17 protein-coding genes are annotated in these 14,647 nt (G+C 70.1%); 1 reads left to right on the forward strand and 16 read right to left on the reverse strand.

Annotated features, from left to right (window positions below; all coding sequences use genetic code 11):
* Positions 1–10: 10 nt before the first annotated feature.
* The 10 genes from LZ009_RS15970 to LZ009_RS16015 form a co-directional block, all read right to left on the reverse strand.
* Positions 11–814, reverse strand: a complete 804-nt coding sequence (locus LZ009_RS15970; RefSeq protein WP_275698939.1) for an aspartate dehydrogenase — start codon at positions 812–814, stop codon at positions 11–13.
* A 25-nt stretch (positions 815–839) separates the two neighbouring features.
* Complete coding sequence (locus LZ009_RS15975; RefSeq protein WP_275698940.1) at positions 840–2,510, reverse strand: thiamine pyrophosphate-binding protein; 1,671 nt, start codon at positions 2,508–2,510, stop codon at positions 840–842.
* Positions 2,503–3,300: an SDR family oxidoreductase gene (locus LZ009_RS15980; protein ID WP_275698941.1), complete on the reverse strand. Its 798-nt coding sequence runs from the start codon at positions 3,298–3,300 to the stop codon at positions 2,503–2,505. The genes LZ009_RS15975 and LZ009_RS15980 overlap by 8 nt, the downstream gene beginning before the upstream one ends.
* Positions 3,297–4,124 (reverse strand): IclR family transcriptional regulator, encoded by an 828-nt coding sequence (locus LZ009_RS15985; RefSeq protein ID WP_275698942.1) that lies wholly within the window; start codon positions 4,122–4,124, stop codon positions 3,297–3,299. Before LZ009_RS15985 ends, LZ009_RS15980 begins: the two co-directional genes overlap by 4 nt.
* Positions 4,117–4,920 carry an alpha/beta fold hydrolase gene (locus LZ009_RS15990; protein WP_275698943.1) on the reverse strand — a complete coding sequence of 268 codons (804 nt, stop codon included), beginning with the start codon at positions 4,918–4,920 and terminating at the stop codon, positions 4,117–4,119. The genes LZ009_RS15985 and LZ009_RS15990 overlap by 8 nt, the downstream gene beginning before the upstream one ends.
* Before the next feature lie 11 nt (positions 4,921–4,931).
* Complete coding sequence (locus LZ009_RS15995; protein WP_275698944.1) at positions 4,932–5,456, reverse strand: cupin domain-containing protein; 525 nt, start codon at positions 5,454–5,456, stop codon at positions 4,932–4,934.
* Positions 5,457–5,473: 17 nt separating this feature from the next.
* Positions 5,474–6,247: an SDR family oxidoreductase gene (locus tag LZ009_RS16000; RefSeq protein WP_275698945.1), complete on the reverse strand. Its 774-nt coding sequence runs from the start codon at positions 6,245–6,247 to the stop codon at positions 5,474–5,476.
* 212 nt (positions 6,248–6,459) lie between these two features.
* Positions 6,460–7,098 carry a glycerol-3-phosphate 1-O-acyltransferase PlsY gene (gene plsY, locus LZ009_RS16005; protein ID WP_275698946.1) on the reverse strand — a complete coding sequence of 213 codons (639 nt, stop codon included), beginning with the start codon at positions 7,096–7,098 and terminating at the stop codon, positions 6,460–6,462.
* A 6-nt stretch (positions 7,099–7,104) separates the two neighbouring features.
* Positions 7,105–7,596, reverse strand: coding sequence for an aminoacyl-tRNA deacylase (locus tag LZ009_RS16010; protein WP_275698947.1), 492 nt, complete (start codon positions 7,594–7,596; stop codon positions 7,105–7,107).
* Positions 7,597–7,625: 29 nt separating this feature from the next.
* Positions 7,626–8,690, reverse strand: a complete 1,065-nt coding sequence (locus tag LZ009_RS16015; RefSeq protein WP_275698948.1) for an aldo/keto reductase — start codon at positions 8,688–8,690, stop codon at positions 7,626–7,628.
* 50 nt (positions 8,691–8,740) lie between these two features.
* Here LZ009_RS16015 and LZ009_RS16020 point away from each other — a divergent pair, with 50 nt between their 5' ends.
* Complete coding sequence (locus LZ009_RS16020; RefSeq protein WP_275698949.1) at positions 8,741–9,475, forward strand: DNA-formamidopyrimidine glycosylase family protein; 735 nt, start codon at positions 8,741–8,743, stop codon at positions 9,473–9,475.
* Here the strand turns inward: LZ009_RS16020 and LZ009_RS16025 are convergent.
* The 6 genes from LZ009_RS16025 to LZ009_RS16050 all read right to left on the reverse strand — a co-directional run bounded on the left by LZ009_RS16025 (position 9,402) and on the right by LZ009_RS16050 (position 14,641).
* The gene (locus LZ009_RS16025) at positions 9,402–9,800 is read right to left on the reverse strand and encodes a hypothetical protein (RefSeq protein WP_275698950.1); all 399 of its coding nucleotides are present in this window, start codon (positions 9,798–9,800) and stop codon (positions 9,402–9,404) included. The two genes, LZ009_RS16020 and LZ009_RS16025, sit on opposite strands and share 74 nt — an antisense overlap.
* 76 nt (positions 9,801–9,876) lie before the next feature.
* Positions 9,877–10,956 (reverse strand): hypothetical protein, encoded by a 1,080-nt coding sequence (locus tag LZ009_RS16030; protein WP_275698951.1) that lies wholly within the window; start codon positions 10,954–10,956, stop codon positions 9,877–9,879.
* An 83-nt stretch (positions 10,957–11,039) separates the two neighbouring features.
* Positions 11,040–11,720: a DUF1345 domain-containing protein gene (locus LZ009_RS16035; protein WP_275698952.1), complete on the reverse strand. Its 681-nt coding sequence runs from the start codon at positions 11,718–11,720 to the stop codon at positions 11,040–11,042.
* 20 nt (positions 11,721–11,740) lie between these two features.
* Complete coding sequence (gene fabI, locus LZ009_RS16040) at positions 11,741–12,514, reverse strand: enoyl-ACP reductase FabI (RefSeq protein ID WP_275698953.1); 774 nt, start codon at positions 12,512–12,514, stop codon at positions 11,741–11,743.
* A complete protein-coding gene (locus LZ009_RS16045) occupies positions 12,511–13,698 on the reverse strand; it encodes an acetate/propionate family kinase (RefSeq protein WP_275698954.1) in 1,188 nt (395 codons plus the stop codon). The genes fabI and LZ009_RS16045 overlap by 4 nt, the downstream gene beginning before the upstream one ends.
* 4 nt (positions 13,699–13,702) lie before the next feature.
* The gene (locus LZ009_RS16050; protein WP_275698955.1) at positions 13,703–14,641 is read right to left on the reverse strand and encodes a phosphate acetyltransferase; all 939 of its coding nucleotides are present in this window, start codon (positions 14,639–14,641) and stop codon (positions 13,703–13,705) included.
* Positions 14,642–14,647 lie beyond the last annotated feature (6 nt).

Here is a 14,647-nt window from a genome sequence, read left to right on the forward strand (position 1 = left end):
CTCGGTCTCCTCAGATGGCCAGCGCGCGGCCGCGGTTGGCCAGGGCGCGCACCACGCTGAACACCGTCAGCGCGGAAGTCTTGGGATTGGCGGCGAGCGGCTTGCCGCGCATGGTCAGCTCCAGGCTGCCGAAGGCGCCGCGGGCTTCCACGTAGTGCACGTTCTCGGTCACCGAAGGATCCGCATACAGCTTCACCTGCGTGCGCTGCAGGCCCAGGCCCGCGAGCGACAAGGTGGCCGCCACGTTGGCGTTCTTCGGATAGAGCCGCGCCGCATCTTCGGCGTTGCCTTCGAAGATGCAGTACGGCTGGTCGAGGGCGGCGAGGTCGACGTCGCGTTCGGCCGGCGTGCCTTTCCAGGCGAGCGGCGGCTTGCGGCCGACATACACCACCGAATCGAGGCCGCCCACCCGGGCCGCCGCGATCGCGTCGATGCCGCCGATGGCGCCCGACAGCAGCTGCACCTGGGTGCGGCCGCGCCGCGCCGCCTGCTCGATGCGCTGCGCCATGCCCGGGGCGCTCAGCGCGCCGACCGAAGCAACCATGCAGGGAATGCCGCGCTCCAGCGCCGGCAGCACGTGCTCCTCGATGGCGGCGTGGCCCGCGCACTCGACGACCACGTCGACCGGCACCGCGCCGTCGATCTGCGAGACGACCTGCGCCTGCGGCGCGAACTTCGCCACCGCTTCGCGCACTTCGCTGTGCGCGCCGGCCGGCAGCACCACGGCGGCAACCTGCAGGTCGGCGTCGCCGTGCAGCAGTTCCAGCACGCCGGCGCCGATGGCGCCGCAGCCGATCATGGCAATCCTGAGCATCGTGTCCTCTTCGGTATGGCGGGGTTCAGGCGGGCTGGGCCAGCTTCGTCGGCGGGCCGGCGAAAGCCGTCTTGAAGCTGCCGATGGAAAGCATGTCGATTTCCAGGATGAAAGGTCCGCTCGCGCTTTGCGCGCGGTCGAGCGCGGCGGGCAGCTCCTTCAGGTTCTTCACGCGCGTGTGGCCCAGGCCCAGGGATGCGCTCAGCTGCGCGTAGTCCGGCGTGTGCAGGTCGACGTAGCAGCGGCGGCCGCCGTAGTGCGCGTCCTGGATGTTGCGGATCACGCCGTACTTCTGGTCGTTCATCAGCACGTAGACGACGTCGGCCCTTTCCTGCACCGCCGTGGCGAGCTCGCCCAGGTTCAGGATGAAGCCGCCGTCGCCGGAGAGCGCCAGCGTCTTGCGGCCGGACTTCGTTTCGGCAGCAGCCACTGCCGCGCCGATGCCCATCGCCAGGCCCTGGCCGATGCCGCCGCCCAGCGCGTGCACGCCGGCGCGCGGGTCGAACACCTTGAGCTGGCGGTTGCCCCAGGTGCTGTTGGAGACGGTCACGTCGCGCACCCAGTTGAAGTTGCGGCCGGCCGCCTTCTGCAGTTGCGTGACCAGTTCCGCATAAGGGCCGAGGCCGTCGATCAGCGAAGCCTCGGCCTGCGCCCGGGCGGCGCGCAGGTCTTCCGCGAACTGCGGGTCGACCTGCATGCGGCCTTGCAGGCGATCGGCCAGGCCGTTCAGCGCCAGTTCGGAGTCGCCCTGCACGAAGAAGTCGGTGGTGTAGCAGCGGCCGTCGGCGGAAGCGTCGGCATCGATGCGGTACAGCGGCTTGGGCAGCTTCAGCTTGTACTTCAGCGTTTCGTTGCCGCGCAGGCGCGAGCCCACCACCAGCATCGCGTCGCAGGTCTGGTAGAACTTCTCCACCGGCGCGTGCAGGTTGTAGGCGCCGAGCGAGCGGGCGTCGTCTTCCGGCACGATGCCTCGGCCCTGCGTGCTGGTGACCACGCCAACGCCCAGCGCCAGCAGGCGCTGCACGGCGGCGCCGGCATGGCGCGCGCCGCCCCCGAGCCACAGCAGCGGGCGCTTGGCCTTGGCCAGGCGTTCGGCCAGGGCGTCGAGCGCGGCGGCGCTGGGTTCGGCGCGCGGCACCGGCAGCGCCGTCAGGTCGGGCAACGGGATCAGCGCTTCCTGGATGTCGATCGGGATCTCCACGCTCACCGGTCCGGTGGGCGCGGTCAGCGCGGTCTGCACGGCCTGCTTCAGCGTGGACAGCGCGGTCTCGGCGCTCCGCACCCGGAAGGCCGCCTTGGAGATGGACTGCAGCATGGCCAGCTGGTCCGGCGCCTCGTGGATGTAGGCCAGGTTCTGGTCCAGGTACTCGGTCTCGATCTGGCCGGTGATGTGCAGCAGCGGCGTGCCGGCCGTGAGCGCTTCCACCATCGCGCCGGCGGCGTTGCCGGCGGCCGTGCCGGTGCTGGTGATGCACACGCCCAGGCGGCCGGTGGTGCGGGCATAGGCGTCGGCCATGTTGCAGGCGCCGGCTTCGCCGCGCGCCATCACCCAGCGCACCCGGTCGCGCGCATGCATGGCGTCGAGGATCGGCATGTTGTGGATGGAGATGACGCCGAACGCGGCTTGCACGCCGCATTCCTCCAGGAAGCGGGCGACGGCGGCGCCGACGGTCAGGGTGTTGGTTTGTTCAGGCATGGTGGCTGAGGCCTCCGGAAACGTCGATGTGGCTGCCGGTGGTGTACGAGGACGCCGGCGAGGCGAGGAAGAAGATCGCCCGGGCCGCTTCTTGCGGCAGCCCCAGGCGTTGCAGGGGAATGCGTTTGCGCGCGGCCAGCTCGCCGGTCCAGGCGGCCCAGTCCTGCGCCTTGTCCTCGCGCGCCTCGAAGCGGCGGCGCCATTGGCCCGACTCGATCAGGCCGACCAGGATGCCGTTGACGCGGATGCCGGCGGGCGCGAACTCGGTGGCCATGGAGCGCACGAGGTTCTTGATGCCGGCGCGGGCGGCGGAGGTCGCCACCATGTGCGGCTCCGGCTGCGCGGCCAGCAGCGAGTTGACGCAGACGATGGCGGGCTTGGCCTGGCTGCGCAGCTGCGGCAGGAAGGCGCGCGTGGGATGGATCACCGAGAAGAACTTCAGCTGCAGTTCCTCGGTCCAGGCCGCATCGGTGGTGTCGGCGAAGGTGGAGACGCGGCCCTGGCCGGCGTTGTTCACCAGGATCGAGGCCGCGCCCAGGGCGCGCTCGCTGTCGGCGGCGAAGGCCTGCACCTGCGCGGGGTCCAGCACGTTGCAGGCTTGCGCGTGCAGCTGCGCTTGCGGGAACTGGCTGCGCAGCGCGGCGGCGGCCGTTTGCAGGCGATCCGCGTCGCGGCCGCAGATGGAGACCGCGGCGCCCGCCGCCAGGAACAGTTCCGCGGTGGCGAGGCCGATGCCGGAGGAGCCGCCGGTGACGACGGCGGTGACGCCCTGGAGTTCGAGGCCGTTCATGATGCCTTCTTCAGCGCCACGACCTGGGCGCCCTTGCGCGGCTGGTAATCGAGCAGGCCGGAGAGTTCGTCGGCCGCGGCACGCACGCGGGCGACCAGGCCGTCGATGCGGTCGGGCTCGATGTGGGCCGAGGGAATCGTCGCGCCAAGCGCGGCGACGATGTGGCCGGTGTGGTCGCGCACCGGCGCGGCGATCGTCGAGATGCTGGACTCGAAGAAGCCCTCGCCCAGCACGTAGCCGCGCTGGCGGTCGATCTCCACCATGTTGAACAGCTCCAGCACGGTCTTGGGCGTGTTGGTGGAGAACTCCTCGAGGTGTTCTTCCGGATAGAGCGCGCGCAGCTCCGGCAGCGTCAGGTCTTCCAGCAGGATGCGGCCCAGCACCGTGCCGTGCGCCGGCAGCCGCGTGCCCACGCGCACCGCGCTGGCGAACGGCGTGGGCGGCGTGACCTTCGCGACGTACACGATCGAGCGGCCGTCGCGCACGACGATGTTGACCGGGAAGCGGATCTCGTCGCACAGGCGCTGCAGCACGGGCTGGCCCAGCTCGGTCAGCTCCAGCGAGGCGATGTATTCGAAGCCCAGGCGCAGCACGGCGACGCCCAGGCGGTAGTCGTTGCCCGAGCGCTCGACGAAGCCCATGGCTTCCAGCGTCGAAAGCAGGCGGAACACCGTGGAGCGCGGCAGGCCGAGCCGGCGCGCGAACTCGGGCGCGCCGATGACGCGGGTGTCGCGGTTGAATTCGCCCAGCAGCTTGAGGCCGCGCTCGAGGGCGGGGACGGTGTACTTGTCGCTGCTGTCTTCCGCCACGTTGCCGTCAGCCATTTGCTTTTCCAATCAATGCGGCCACCGCTTCGGGCCGTTCCGCCGGGCTTGCGTGCCCCGCATTCGCGATGGTGGAGAACGTCGCACCCAGCGCGCGGGCCACCTGCTCGCATTGCGCCAGCGGCGTGACGACGTCGGCCTCGCCGCAGTGCACTTCCACCGGGATGTCCTGGGGCACCTTCGCCAGCGTGCTGCCCGCGAGCATCTGCACGGCCTGCAGGTAGCCCTGCGGGTTCAGGCGCGCTGCGCTCGCGCGCACGAGTTCACGCGCCTGCGCACCGGCCTGCGGCGACAGCAAGCGCTGGTCGATGGCGGCGGCGATGCCGGCCACGCCCTTGTTCTTCAGCGCCTCGCCGCGTTCGCGCCGCACGCGCTCGGCCGCCGCGGCGTCGTCGCCGTAGCCGCGGGCGGGGCTGATCAGGACGAGCCGCTCGACCTGCACCTTGTCGGCGCGGGCCGCATAGGCGCAGGCCATCAGCGCTCCCAGCGAGTGGCCGACCAGCACGCAGCGCTGCACGCCCAGGGCCAGCAGCGTCTCGTGCAGGCGGGCGGCGTAGTCGGCGGCGAGCGGCGCGTCCTGCGCCAGCGGCGTCGAGGCGCCGTAACCGGGCGCATCCCAGGCGAGCACATGGCCGGTGGCGGGCAGCGCCTGCGCCCACGAAGCGGCGCCCGAGCTGATGCCGTGCAGCAGCACGAGGCTCGCGCCCGCGCCGGCCGCCCCGCGCTCGCGCACGGCGACCTGCGCGCCATCGCGCAGCGCCAGCACGCGTTCGGGGAAGGAGGCCAGCCGGTCCATGCCCGTTCCGCTCAGCGCTTGATCTTGGCGAGCGGGTGCTCGGGCGGGTAGGTCGGCGTGACCGGCTTCGGCGAGCCCAGCATCACGCACATCAGCGCGTCCTCGTCGCCGATGTTGATCTCCTCGCGGTACACGCCGGGCGGCACCGAGACCACGTCGCGGTCGGTGAGGATGGTCTCGTAGCGCTCGCCGTCCTTCTCCAGGATCACCTTCATCTTGCCGCGGATCAGGAAGAACACTTCCTCGACGTCGGTGTGCAGGTGCGACGGGCCCTCGTGGCCGGCCGGGATGACCATGGTGGAGAAGGTGAAGTGCTCCGCCGGGATCGTGTTGACGTCCTTGGCCACGCCGGTGCCGCCGGTGCCGATGTAGCGCATCTGGCCGCGGCGGTACTTGGGGTCGAAGTCGGCCTGGAACTTCAGCGCGTCGAAGTCGTACTTGCGGGTCGAGAAGCGCGCGACGCGGCTCTCCATCCAGTCCTTGAAGCTGGCGCCCTCGGGCTGGTCCCAGCTGCGCTTGGTGTTGTCGTTGCTCATGGTTTCTTCCTTGGGGATCAATGCATGACGAAGCCGCCGTTCACCGCCAGCAGCTGGCCGGTGACGAAGCGCGCGAGGTCGGACAGGGCGAAGAGCACGGCGCCGGTCACGTCGTCAGGCAGCTGGTTGCGCGAGAGCGCGCGCTGCTCCACGTACTGGCGATGCCGCGCTTCGGGCACGTACTGGGTGGCTTCCACGTCGACCAGGCCGGGGGCGATGGCGTTGACGGTGATGTTGTCGGCGCCGAGCTCGCGCGCCAGCGAGCGCGTCATGGCGATCACGGCGCCCTTGCTCGCCACGTAGGCCAGCAAACGCGGCGCGCCCCACAGCGCGGTGTCGGAAGCGAGGTTGACGATGGCGCCGCGGCCGCTTTCTCGCAGCGCGGGGCGGCAGGCGCGCGTGACGAGCCAGGTGCCGCGCACGTTGACGTCCATCACGCGGTCCCAGGTCTCGATCTCGAGCTCGTCGGCGGTCCTGCCGCCGGAATCGGTGATGGCGGCGTTGTTCACCAGGCCGTCGAGGCCGCCCAGGTGTTCGACGGCTTGCTTCACGCAGCCCGTGATCGAAGCCGCGTCGGCCACGTCCACAACCACGCCGTGGGCATCGAAGCCCTGCGCCACCAGGCCGGCGACACTGGCCTTCAGCTGCTCGGCCCGCAGGTCCGCCAGCACCACGCGCGCGCCTTGCGCGCAGAGCGCCTGCGCGAAGGACAGCCCCAGGCCGCGCGCGGCGCCGGTCACGAGGATGCGGCGGCCTGCGAGCAGCGTGGAAACGGGGGCGGCGAGGGCCATTCGGTTCGTCCTTTGTTGTTTCGTATGGGAAACAACGATCTATATGTGGAACAGGACGGACTTTAGCGGCGGAGAAATCTCCTAAAAACTAGGGAAAACCCTTGGTTTGGCGAAGCGAGTGCTGGCGGGGTCGCTGTCGCGAACCCGCCCTACGAGGACAGACTTTGGGGATTTGTAGGGTGGGTTCGCGCCAGCGACCCCACCAAGCCGCTCTACGGAGCGGCCTTCTTCTTCGAGCCCAGCCGCGACTCGGTGCCCTTCAGCAAGCGCTGGATGTTCTCCCGGTGCCGCCAGGCCAGCAGCGCCGCCATCGCGAACAGCGCGAACGCGATCGGCTTCTCCGCGTACCAGGCCACCCGGTCACCGAGCAGGTAGTACACCGGCGCGAAGATCGCGGCGACCAGCGAAGCCAGCGAGGAGTAGCGGAAGAAGAAGGCGATGATCAGCCACGTGAGGCCGGTGGCCACGCCCAGGATCCAGTGGATGCCGAACACCACGCCGATGAAGGTCGCCACGCCCTTGCCGCCCTGGAAGCGGAAGAACACCGGGTACAGGTGGCCGAGAAAGGCCGCGAGGCCCACCATCGCCACGGTGGCGTCGCCCAGTCCATAGGGCTCGCCGTACAGCCGCACCAGCAGCACCGGCACGAAGCCTTTCAACGCATCGAGCAGCAGCGTGATGATCGCCGCCGGCTTGCTGCCGGAACGCAGCACGTTGGTGGCGCCCGGGTTCTTGCTGCCGAAGGTGCGCGGGTCCGACAGGCCCATGACCTTGCTCACGAGGACGGCAAAGGCCAGCGAGCCGAGCAGGTACGCGGCCAGGACGGCGAGGAACGGGGCGATCGTTTGCATCGGCGGCTATTCTGCCAGCGCGCAGTTCACCGGCTTCGCAGCCAGCAGCTTCACGACAACACCCGGCTCGATTCCAACCAGGTAGCCGCGCCGGCCGCCATTGAGCACGATGCGCGGAAGCGAAAGAATGCTTTCCTCCACGTACACCGGCATGGGCTTGCGCGTGCCGAAAGGCGAAGTGCCGCCCACCAGGTAGCCGCTGTGGCGGTTGGCCACTTCCGGCTTGCACGGCTCGACCGACTTGGCGCCGATCTGGCGCGCCAGGTTCTTGGTCGACACCTTGCGGTTGCCGTGCATCAGCACGATCAGCGGCCGGGCCTTCTCGTCTTCCATCACCAGCGTCTTGACGACCGTGAACGGGTCGAAGCCGAGCACCTGCGCGCTGTGCTGCGCGCCGCCGTGCTCGAGGTATTCGTATGGATGCTCGGTGAAGGCGACGCCGTTCGCCTTGAGGAATGCGGTGGCGGGCGTTTCGCTGACGTGGTCCTTGCGTGCCATGGCGGCAGGATTGTGCCAGCGGGAAGGAATCAGACCGCCGGGTCGCGCATCTCCCACCGGACCTTGTCGATCTCCGCCAGCAGCTCCGGCGGCAGCGTCGTGCCCCAGGCGTCCAGGTCCTCGTCGAGCTGCGCCACCGAGGTCACGCCGATGATGGTGCTGGCCACGCGCCAGTTGGTGTAGCACCAGGCCAGCGCCATGCGCGTGGGCGTGAGGCCGTGCGCGCGCGCCAGTGCGTTGTAGCGGCGGGCGGCGGCCAGCGCCTCGGGGCGGCCCCAGCGCTGCTTGCGCACCGTCTCGTAGCTCGCGATGCGCGCGCCCTTGGGCGCGTCCGGCCCGTCGGTGCCGCCCGCGTCGTACTTTCCGGTGAGCAGGCCGAAGCCGAGCGGCGAATACGGAATCTGCGACACGCCGAGCCGGTGCATCGTTTCGTCCAGGCCGTTTTCGAGCGCCCGGCTGATCAGGCAATACGGGTTCTGCACGGTGGCGATGCGCGGCAGGTCGTATTGCTCGGCGACGCGCACGAACTCGTGGACCCCGTAAGGCGTCTCGTTCGACAGGCCGATGTGGCGCACCTTGCCCTGCGTCACGAGCTTGTCCATGGCCTTCAGCTGCTCATGGATCGAGGTCTTGGTGCGCTCCAGCTTCGGGTCGTAGTACATCGCGCCGAAGGCCGGCACGTTGCGCTCGGGCCAGTGGATCTGGTAGAGGTCGATCACGTCGGTCTTCAGGCGGCGCAATGATCCTTCGCACGAGGCAATGATGTCGTCGGCCGTCATGCCGTCGCCTTGCCGCACCCAGGGCATGCCGCGCGAGGGACCGGCGACTTTCGTGGCCAATACGATCTTCTGCCGCATGCCGGGCCGCGCGGCCAGCCAGTTGCCGATGATGGTCTCGGTGGCGCCGAAGGTTTCCTTGCGTGCCGGCACCGAGTACATCTCCGCGGTGTCCAGGAAGTTGATGCCGCGCGCGATGGCGCGGTCGAGGATGGCGTGCGAGTCGGCTTCGTTCACCTGCTCGCCGAAGGTCATGGTGCCCAGGCAGATGGGCGTGACGCGCAGGTCGCTCTGGCCGAGCTGGATCTTTTCTTGCATGGAGTTACAGCGGGGAATGGAGAGGGGATCGGTCGAGCATAGTACGAACCATGCCGGAAGGTCCCTCGATCGTCATCCTGAAGGAAGAAGCCGCCTCCTTCGAAGGCCGCACCATCACGCGCGTGGCCGGCAATACGACGATCGAGAAGGAGAAGCTGCTGGACCAGCCGGTGCTGGCTTTCCGCAGCTGGGGCAAGCAGTTCCTGCTGGAGATGCCCGACTTCAGCATGCGCGTGCACTTCATGCTGTTCGGCAGCTACCGCATCGACGAGCGCAAGAGCTGGGCCGAGCCGCGCCTGTCGCTCGGCTTCGGCGAGCGCGAGCTGAACTTCTACGCCTGCTCGGTGCGCTTCATCGACATCCCGCTCGACCTGGCCTTCGACTGGTGGGCGGACGTGATGTCGCCGCTGTGGGACCCGCTGCTGGCACGCCAGCGCCTGCGCTCCGCGCCGGACATGCATGCCTGCGACGCCATCCTCGACCAGGACATCTTTGCCGGCTGCGGCAACATCTTCAAGAACGAGGTGCTGTTCCGCATCCGCGTGCATCCGCTGTCGACGATGGGCGCCCTGCCCGCGCCGAAACTGCGCGAGCTGGTGCTGGAGTGCCAGCGCTACGCCTACGAGTTCTACGAGTGGAAGAAGCAGTACGTGCTGAAGAAGCACTGGCTGGCGCACACGAAGCGCACCTGCCCGCGCTGCAACATCCCCTTCAGCAAGGGGCACCTGGGACGTACCCAGCGTCGAAGCTTCTACTGCGAGCGCTGCCAGGTGAAGTACGAATAGGGACCAGGTGCTCGCGCAGCTGCGCCACCTTTTCGGCCTCGTTCGCGTCCGAGATGTCCAGCAGTTCGACGGCCCAGGGCGTGCCGTGGAAGCCGAAGCCGTGCACCAGCGCGAGCTCGCACAGCGTGACCACGGCCAGCTCCGAGTGCAGGCCCTTGCGATTGGCCAGGCGCGTCGCCGCGGTCACCAGCAGCGCCCAGTCGAATTCCGGCGGCAGCAGCTCGCGCGGATAGTGTTCACTGAGATAGCGCGCCGCGTCGTCGCGCATGTGTTCGGCCTGCCTGCGATGCAGGTCGGCCGCCTGACCGGGGGTCATGCCGAGCATAGCCACCTCCTCGAAGGCGGCATTGTGAACCGCGGGCGGCGCGCGTCAAGGACGCACGTCACCTCGATGGCGCAGGCTACTGCTGCGCCGAGCCTTCGGCGGTGCTGGTCGCGCTGCCGGACGCACTGGCGGGCGGCTCGACGATGATCGTTTCGGCCGGCTCGCGCCTGGGCGGCTCTGCGCGCTCGACCGGGCGGGGCCGGGGCGGCGCCGGCCGGGCGACGGCGACTTGCGGCTGCGGCTGCGGCGCCGGCTTCGCTTCGGCCACGGGTTTCGGCTCGGCCACCGGCTTGGTCGCCACTGCGACCTTCGGCTCCGGCGCCGGCTTGGGCGCCGCCACCGGCTTGGGTTCGGGGGCGGGCTTCGCTACGGCGACCGGCCGGGCGGGCTCGGCCTTGACGACCTGCGGGACGGGTTCGACCTTGGGCGGCTCTGGCTTGGCGGGCTCGGTCCTGGCGACCTCGACCTTCGCCGGCGTCGGCGCGGGTGTGGCCTTGGCAAGCACCTTGGCCTCCGCCGCCTTCTTCGCCGGCGCCGCCGCCACGGCCGGCGCCCCACCGGCCGCATGCGCCTGCACTTCCGCGAGCCCCTTGGCCGCGAAGCGCGTCTTGTCGCTGTCCTGCCCGTAGCGCGCATCGAAGGCCTTCAGGCTGGCGGCGAACAGCCCTTGTGCGCGCTGCCACAGCTCGGCGCTGCCGCCCGCGGGGGCGGCCCCGGCCAGGCCTGCGTAGTGGCGGCCGAGGTGGTACATCGCTTCGGCCTGCGGCAACACACCGGAATCGCCCAGCTCCTCGGCGGCCCGGCAGGCCATCAGGAAATCCGCTTCGGCATCGCGCTGGCGGCCGGCGGCGACCGCTTCCTTGCCTTCCAGCAGCCAGCTCTCGATCTCCTTCGGGCCGCGGCCGGACAAGGACGCCTGCAGCTGCACGCGGCCGTCGTCGCTGGCGGCCGTGGACACGACCGGCTTGAAATCGCAGGCGCCCACGGCCACCGAAACCGGGGCGACCCCCGCGCTTTTCGCGTTGGCCGTCGGCGCCTTCCTGTCGGCAACCGCATCGGCTGAGCCGCCGGAGCGTCCGAAAACGGCCCAGGCAGCGGCGACGCCAATGGCGAGGCCGGCAACGAACACGATGGTCTGACGGGTGCTGAGTGCCATGCAGCGAGGCTAAGGCCGGGCGACGCGGCCACAAGCGGGACGGAACAGCACGCGTGGGACGGTTCGGTCCTACGCTGGCTGCTTTACAGGAGCGAGGCGGCCACCACGTTGATCGACAGCGCGATCAGGCTGGCGTTGAAGAAGAAGGCGACGATGCAGTGCACCGTGCCCACCGGCCGCATCGCCGAGCCCATGAAGGAGATGTCGGCGGTCTGGCCGGAGGTGCCGATCACGCAGGAGAAGTGGAAGAAGTCGCCGTAGGTGGGGTCCGGGGTGCCGGGGAACTCCAGCGGGTCGGGCACGCCGCCCAGGCGCGCCAGGTAGAAATCGTGCGCGTAGTGGAAGGCGAACAGCACCTGCGTGAACAGCCAGGACGTCAGCACCGTCACCACCGCCAGCAGCACGTGCCAGGCGCGCTGCGCGCCGTGCAGCTCGCGCGCCAATGCCAGCTGCGTGCCCACCGCCAGCAGGATGGCGCCGGCCGCGATCACCACCAGCGCCAGGATCGCGAACTTGCCGTCGTCCTGGGCGGGGGCGCGCTGGCGGATGGTCTCCACATGGGTGCCCCACATCGCACGCGAGGCCAGCACCAGGTACAGCAGCGCGCCGGCGTTCCAGGCGACCAGCGCGCTGGTGGCGGTAGCCGGCAGGCCGAAGACGCGGCCGGCGAGGTAGACCGCCGCGCCGAAGGCGATCGAGCCGAGCAGGCGGGGCCGCGCGCGCAGGGCGGGCCAGATCGGAAAGATGTGTCGAACCTCGGCCATGGGCCCGAGGATCGCACAGGTCAGCCCATGATGTGCACGCCGCCGTCGACGTAGATGGTTTCCCCCGACAGCCGCCGCGCGTAAGGCGTGGCCAGAAAGGCGCAGGTGAAGCCCACGTCCATGATGTCGACCAGCTCGCCCAGCGGCGCGCGCTGCGCGGCCTCCGCCAGCAGCAGGTCGAAGTCCTTGAGCCCCGAGGCCGCGCGCGTCTTCAGCGGGCCGGGCGAGATGGGATGCACGCGGATGCCGCGCGGCCCCAGCTCGAAAGCCAGGTAGCGTGCCGACGCCTCCAGCGCCGCCTTCACCGGCCCCATCAGGTTGTAGTTGGACACCACCTTGTTGGCGCCGTAGTAGCTCATGGCGAACAGCGTGCCGCCCTCCTTCATCAGCGGCGCGGCCAGGTGCGCCATGCGGATGAAGGAATGGCAGGAAACGTCCATGGCCTTGGCGAAGCCGTCGGCCGAGCAATCCAGCAAGCCGCCTTGCAGGTCGTCCTTGGGTGCCCAGGCGATCGAGTGCACCAGCGAATCGAGCCGGCCCCATTCAGCGGCGATGCGCTCGAACACGGCTTCCAGCTGGCCCGGCTGCGCCACGTCCAACGGCAGCAGCAGCGGCGCCTCCAGCGCGCGCGCCAGCGGCTCCACGTAGGTCCGCGACTTCTCGTTCAGGTAGGTGATGGCGAGATCGGCGCCGAGTTCGCGGAAGGCCTTGGCGCAGCCGTAGGCGATGGAGTGCTCGTTGGCGATGCCGCAGACCAGCACCTTCTTGCCTTTCAGCAGCGGATTCGGGTTCATGGCGCGACTCCTGCGACCCGCGCCGTGTGGCGCGCGATCATCGTTTCCTCGTCGGTGGGGACGACCCAGACGGCAACCTTGCTGGCCGCCGTGCTGATCCGGGGGCCGCCCGCGAGATTGGCCTCGGCGTCCAGCTCCACCCCGAGCCAGGCCGCGTCGCGGCACAGCGCCTCGCGGATGGGCGCCGCGTGCTCGCCGATGCCACCGGTGAACACCAGAGCGTCCAGCCCGCCCGCCGCGGCGGCGAGCGAACCGAGCTCGCGCGCGAGGCGATAGGTGTAGAGCGCGATCGCGAAACGCGCGCGCTTGTCCTCGCTGGCCAGCAGCGTGCGCATGTCGCTGGAGATGCCCGACACGCCCAGCAGGCCCGAGCGCTTGTAGACCAGTTCCTCGATCGCGCGCGGCGCCATGTGCAGTTCGTCCAGCAGGTAGAGCACCACGCCCGGGTCGAGGCTGCCGCAGCGCGTGCCCATGGGCAGCCCGTCGACGGCGGTGAAGCCCATGGTGCTCGCCCGGCTGCGGCCGCCGACCATGGCGCACATGCTGCTGCCGTTGCCCAGGTGCGCCACCACCGTGCGGCCCGCGCCGGCTGCGGCATCGATCTTCGGCAGCACGCTGGCGATGTACTCGTACGAGAGCCCGTGGAAGCCGTAGCGCCGCACGCCGAGATCGGTGATGGCAGGCGGCAGTGCATAGGCCTGCGCGACCTCGGGCTGCACGCGGTGGAACGCGGTGTCGAAGCAGGCCACCTGCGGCAGCTGCGGTCGCACGCGCGCCACGGTCTCGATCGGCTTCAGGTTGTGCGGCTGGTGCAGGGGCGCCAGCGGCGAGAGCTTGGCAAGTGCCGCGACCACCTCCGGCGTCACCTGCACCGCGTCGGAATAAGCGACGCCGCCGTGCACCACGCGATGGCCGACCGCCACCAGCTGGTCGGAGCCGCGCCGTGCCTGCAGGAAGTCGACCAGGTAGGCGATGGCTTCGGCGTGCCCGACCTCGCTGCCCGGCTCCCAGGCCCGCGCCCCGATGTTGGTGCCCTGGGCATCGCGCGCGGCGAAGCGCGCCGCGCCGTACAGGCCTTCCACCTGTCCCTTCAGCATCAGCGGCAGGCCCGGGCGGCCGGCGTCGAAAGTGCTGAACTTCAGGCTGGAGGAGCCGGCGTTGAGGACGAGGATGGCCTGGGCCATGCGCTCAACCCACGGCCTTGGCGGACTCGCGCCGCGCCTTGGCGACCATGGCCGCCACCGCGCACGAGGCCAGCCGGGTCAGCACCGAGTCGGCGCGGCTGGTGAGGATGATGGGCACCTTGGCGCCCAGCACGATGCCGGCGGCATCGGCTCCGGCCAGGAAGGACAGGCTCTTGGCCAGCATGTTGCCGGCCTCGAGGTCCGGCACCATCAGCACGTTGGCGCGCCCGGCCACCGGCGAGTCGATCTTCTTGATCCGCGCGGCCTCGAGGTCGATGGCGTTGTCCAGCGCCAGCGGGCCGTCGACCAGCGCGCCCGTCACCTGGTGGCGGTCCACCATCTTGCACAGCGCCGCGGCCTCGACGGTCGACGGCACCTTGGGATTGACGGTCTCCATCGCCGACAGGATCGCCACCCGCACTTCGGCGATGCCCATGGCATGCGCCAGGTCGATCGCGTTCTGCAGGATGTCGGCCTTCTCCTCCAGCGTGGGCGCGATGTTGACGGCGGCGTCGGTGATGATCAGCGGCTCCGGATGGTTGGGCACGTCCATCACGAAGCAGTGGCTCACCCGCCGGGCCGTGCGCAGCCCGGTGTCGCGCCTGACCACCGCGGCCATCAGTTCGTCGGTGTGCAGGCTGCCTTTCATCAACGCTTCGGCCTTGCCCTCGCGCACCAGCCGCACCGCGGCTTCGGCCGACGCCACGCTGTGCGGCGTGTCGATGATGGGCGCCTCCGCCAGGCTGATGCCGGCCGCCTTGGCCACGGCCAGGATGCGCTCGCGCGGGCCGACCAGCAGCGGCTCGATCAAGCCGAGGCGGGCCGCCTCCATCGCGCCTTCGAGCGAGGCGGCGTCGCAGGGATGCGCCACCGCCGTCGGCGTGGGCGGCAGCAGCTTGCACGCCTCGATCAGGCGGCGGTACTTCTCGTGCTTTTCGGGCATGGCGTG

The sequence above is a fragment of the Ramlibacter paludis genome (assembly GCF_022012305.1).
GTDB lineage: Bacteria > Pseudomonadota > Gammaproteobacteria > Burkholderiales > Burkholderiaceae_C > Ramlibacter > Ramlibacter paludis.

What these genes read in the sequence shown, in the direction of transcription:
- LZ009_RS15980 (WP_275698941.1), bottom strand. Translation starts at nt 3,300, where the DNA reads ATGAACGGCCTCGAACTCCAGGGCGTCACCGCCGTCGTCACCGGCGGC.
- plsY (WP_275698946.1), bottom strand. Translation starts at nt 7,098, where the DNA reads ATGCAAACGATCGCCCCGTTCCTCGCCGTCCTGGCCGCGTACCTGCTC.
- LZ009_RS15995 (WP_275698944.1), bottom strand. Translation starts at nt 5,456, where the DNA reads ATGAGCAACGACAACACCAAGCGCAGCTGGGACCAGCCCGAGGGCGCC.
- LZ009_RS15985 (WP_275698942.1), bottom strand. Translation starts at nt 4,124, where the DNA reads ATGGCTGACGGCAACGTGGCGGAAGACAGCAGCGACAAGTACACCGTC.
- LZ009_RS16025 (WP_275698950.1), bottom strand. Translation starts at nt 9,800, where the DNA reads ATGCTCGGCATGACCCCCGGTCAGGCGGCCGACCTGCATCGCAGGCAG.
- LZ009_RS16035 (WP_275698952.1), bottom strand. Translation starts at nt 11,720, where the DNA reads ATGGCCGAGGTTCGACACATCTTTCCGATCTGGCCCGCCCTGCGCGCG.
- fabI (WP_275698953.1), bottom strand. Translation starts at nt 12,514, where the DNA reads ATGAACCCGAATCCGCTGCTGAAAGGCAAGAAGGTGCTGGTCTGCGGC.
- LZ009_RS15990 (WP_275698943.1), bottom strand. Translation starts at nt 4,920, where the DNA reads ATGGACCGGCTGGCCTCCTTCCCCGAACGCGTGCTGGCGCTGCGCGAT.
- LZ009_RS16050 (WP_275698955.1), bottom strand. Translation starts at nt 14,641, where the DNA reads ATGCCCGAAAAGCACGAGAAGTACCGCCGCCTGATCGAGGCGTGCAAG.
- LZ009_RS16015 (WP_275698948.1), bottom strand. Translation starts at nt 8,690, where the DNA reads ATGCAAGAAAAGATCCAGCTCGGCCAGAGCGACCTGCGCGTCACGCCC.
- LZ009_RS16045 (WP_275698954.1), bottom strand. Translation starts at nt 13,698, where the DNA reads ATGGCCCAGGCCATCCTCGTCCTCAACGCCGGCTCCTCCAGCCTGAAG.
- LZ009_RS16030 (WP_275698951.1), bottom strand. Translation starts at nt 10,956, where the DNA reads ATGGCACTCAGCACCCGTCAGACCATCGTGTTCGTTGCCGGCCTCGCC.
- LZ009_RS16020 (WP_275698949.1), top strand. Translation starts at nt 8,741, where the DNA reads ATGCCGGAAGGTCCCTCGATCGTCATCCTGAAGGAAGAAGCCGCCTCC.
- LZ009_RS15975 (WP_275698940.1), bottom strand. Translation starts at nt 2,510, where the DNA reads ATGCCTGAACAAACCAACACCCTGACCGTCGGCGCCGCCGTCGCCCGC.
- LZ009_RS16010 (WP_275698947.1), bottom strand. Translation starts at nt 7,596, where the DNA reads ATGGCACGCAAGGACCACGTCAGCGAAACGCCCGCCACCGCATTCCTC.
- LZ009_RS16000 (WP_275698945.1), bottom strand. Translation starts at nt 6,247, where the DNA reads ATGGCCCTCGCCGCCCCCGTTTCCACGCTGCTCGCAGGCCGCCGCATC.
- LZ009_RS15970 (WP_275698939.1), bottom strand. Translation starts at nt 814, where the DNA reads ATGCTCAGGATTGCCATGATCGGCTGCGGCGCCATCGGCGCCGGCGTG.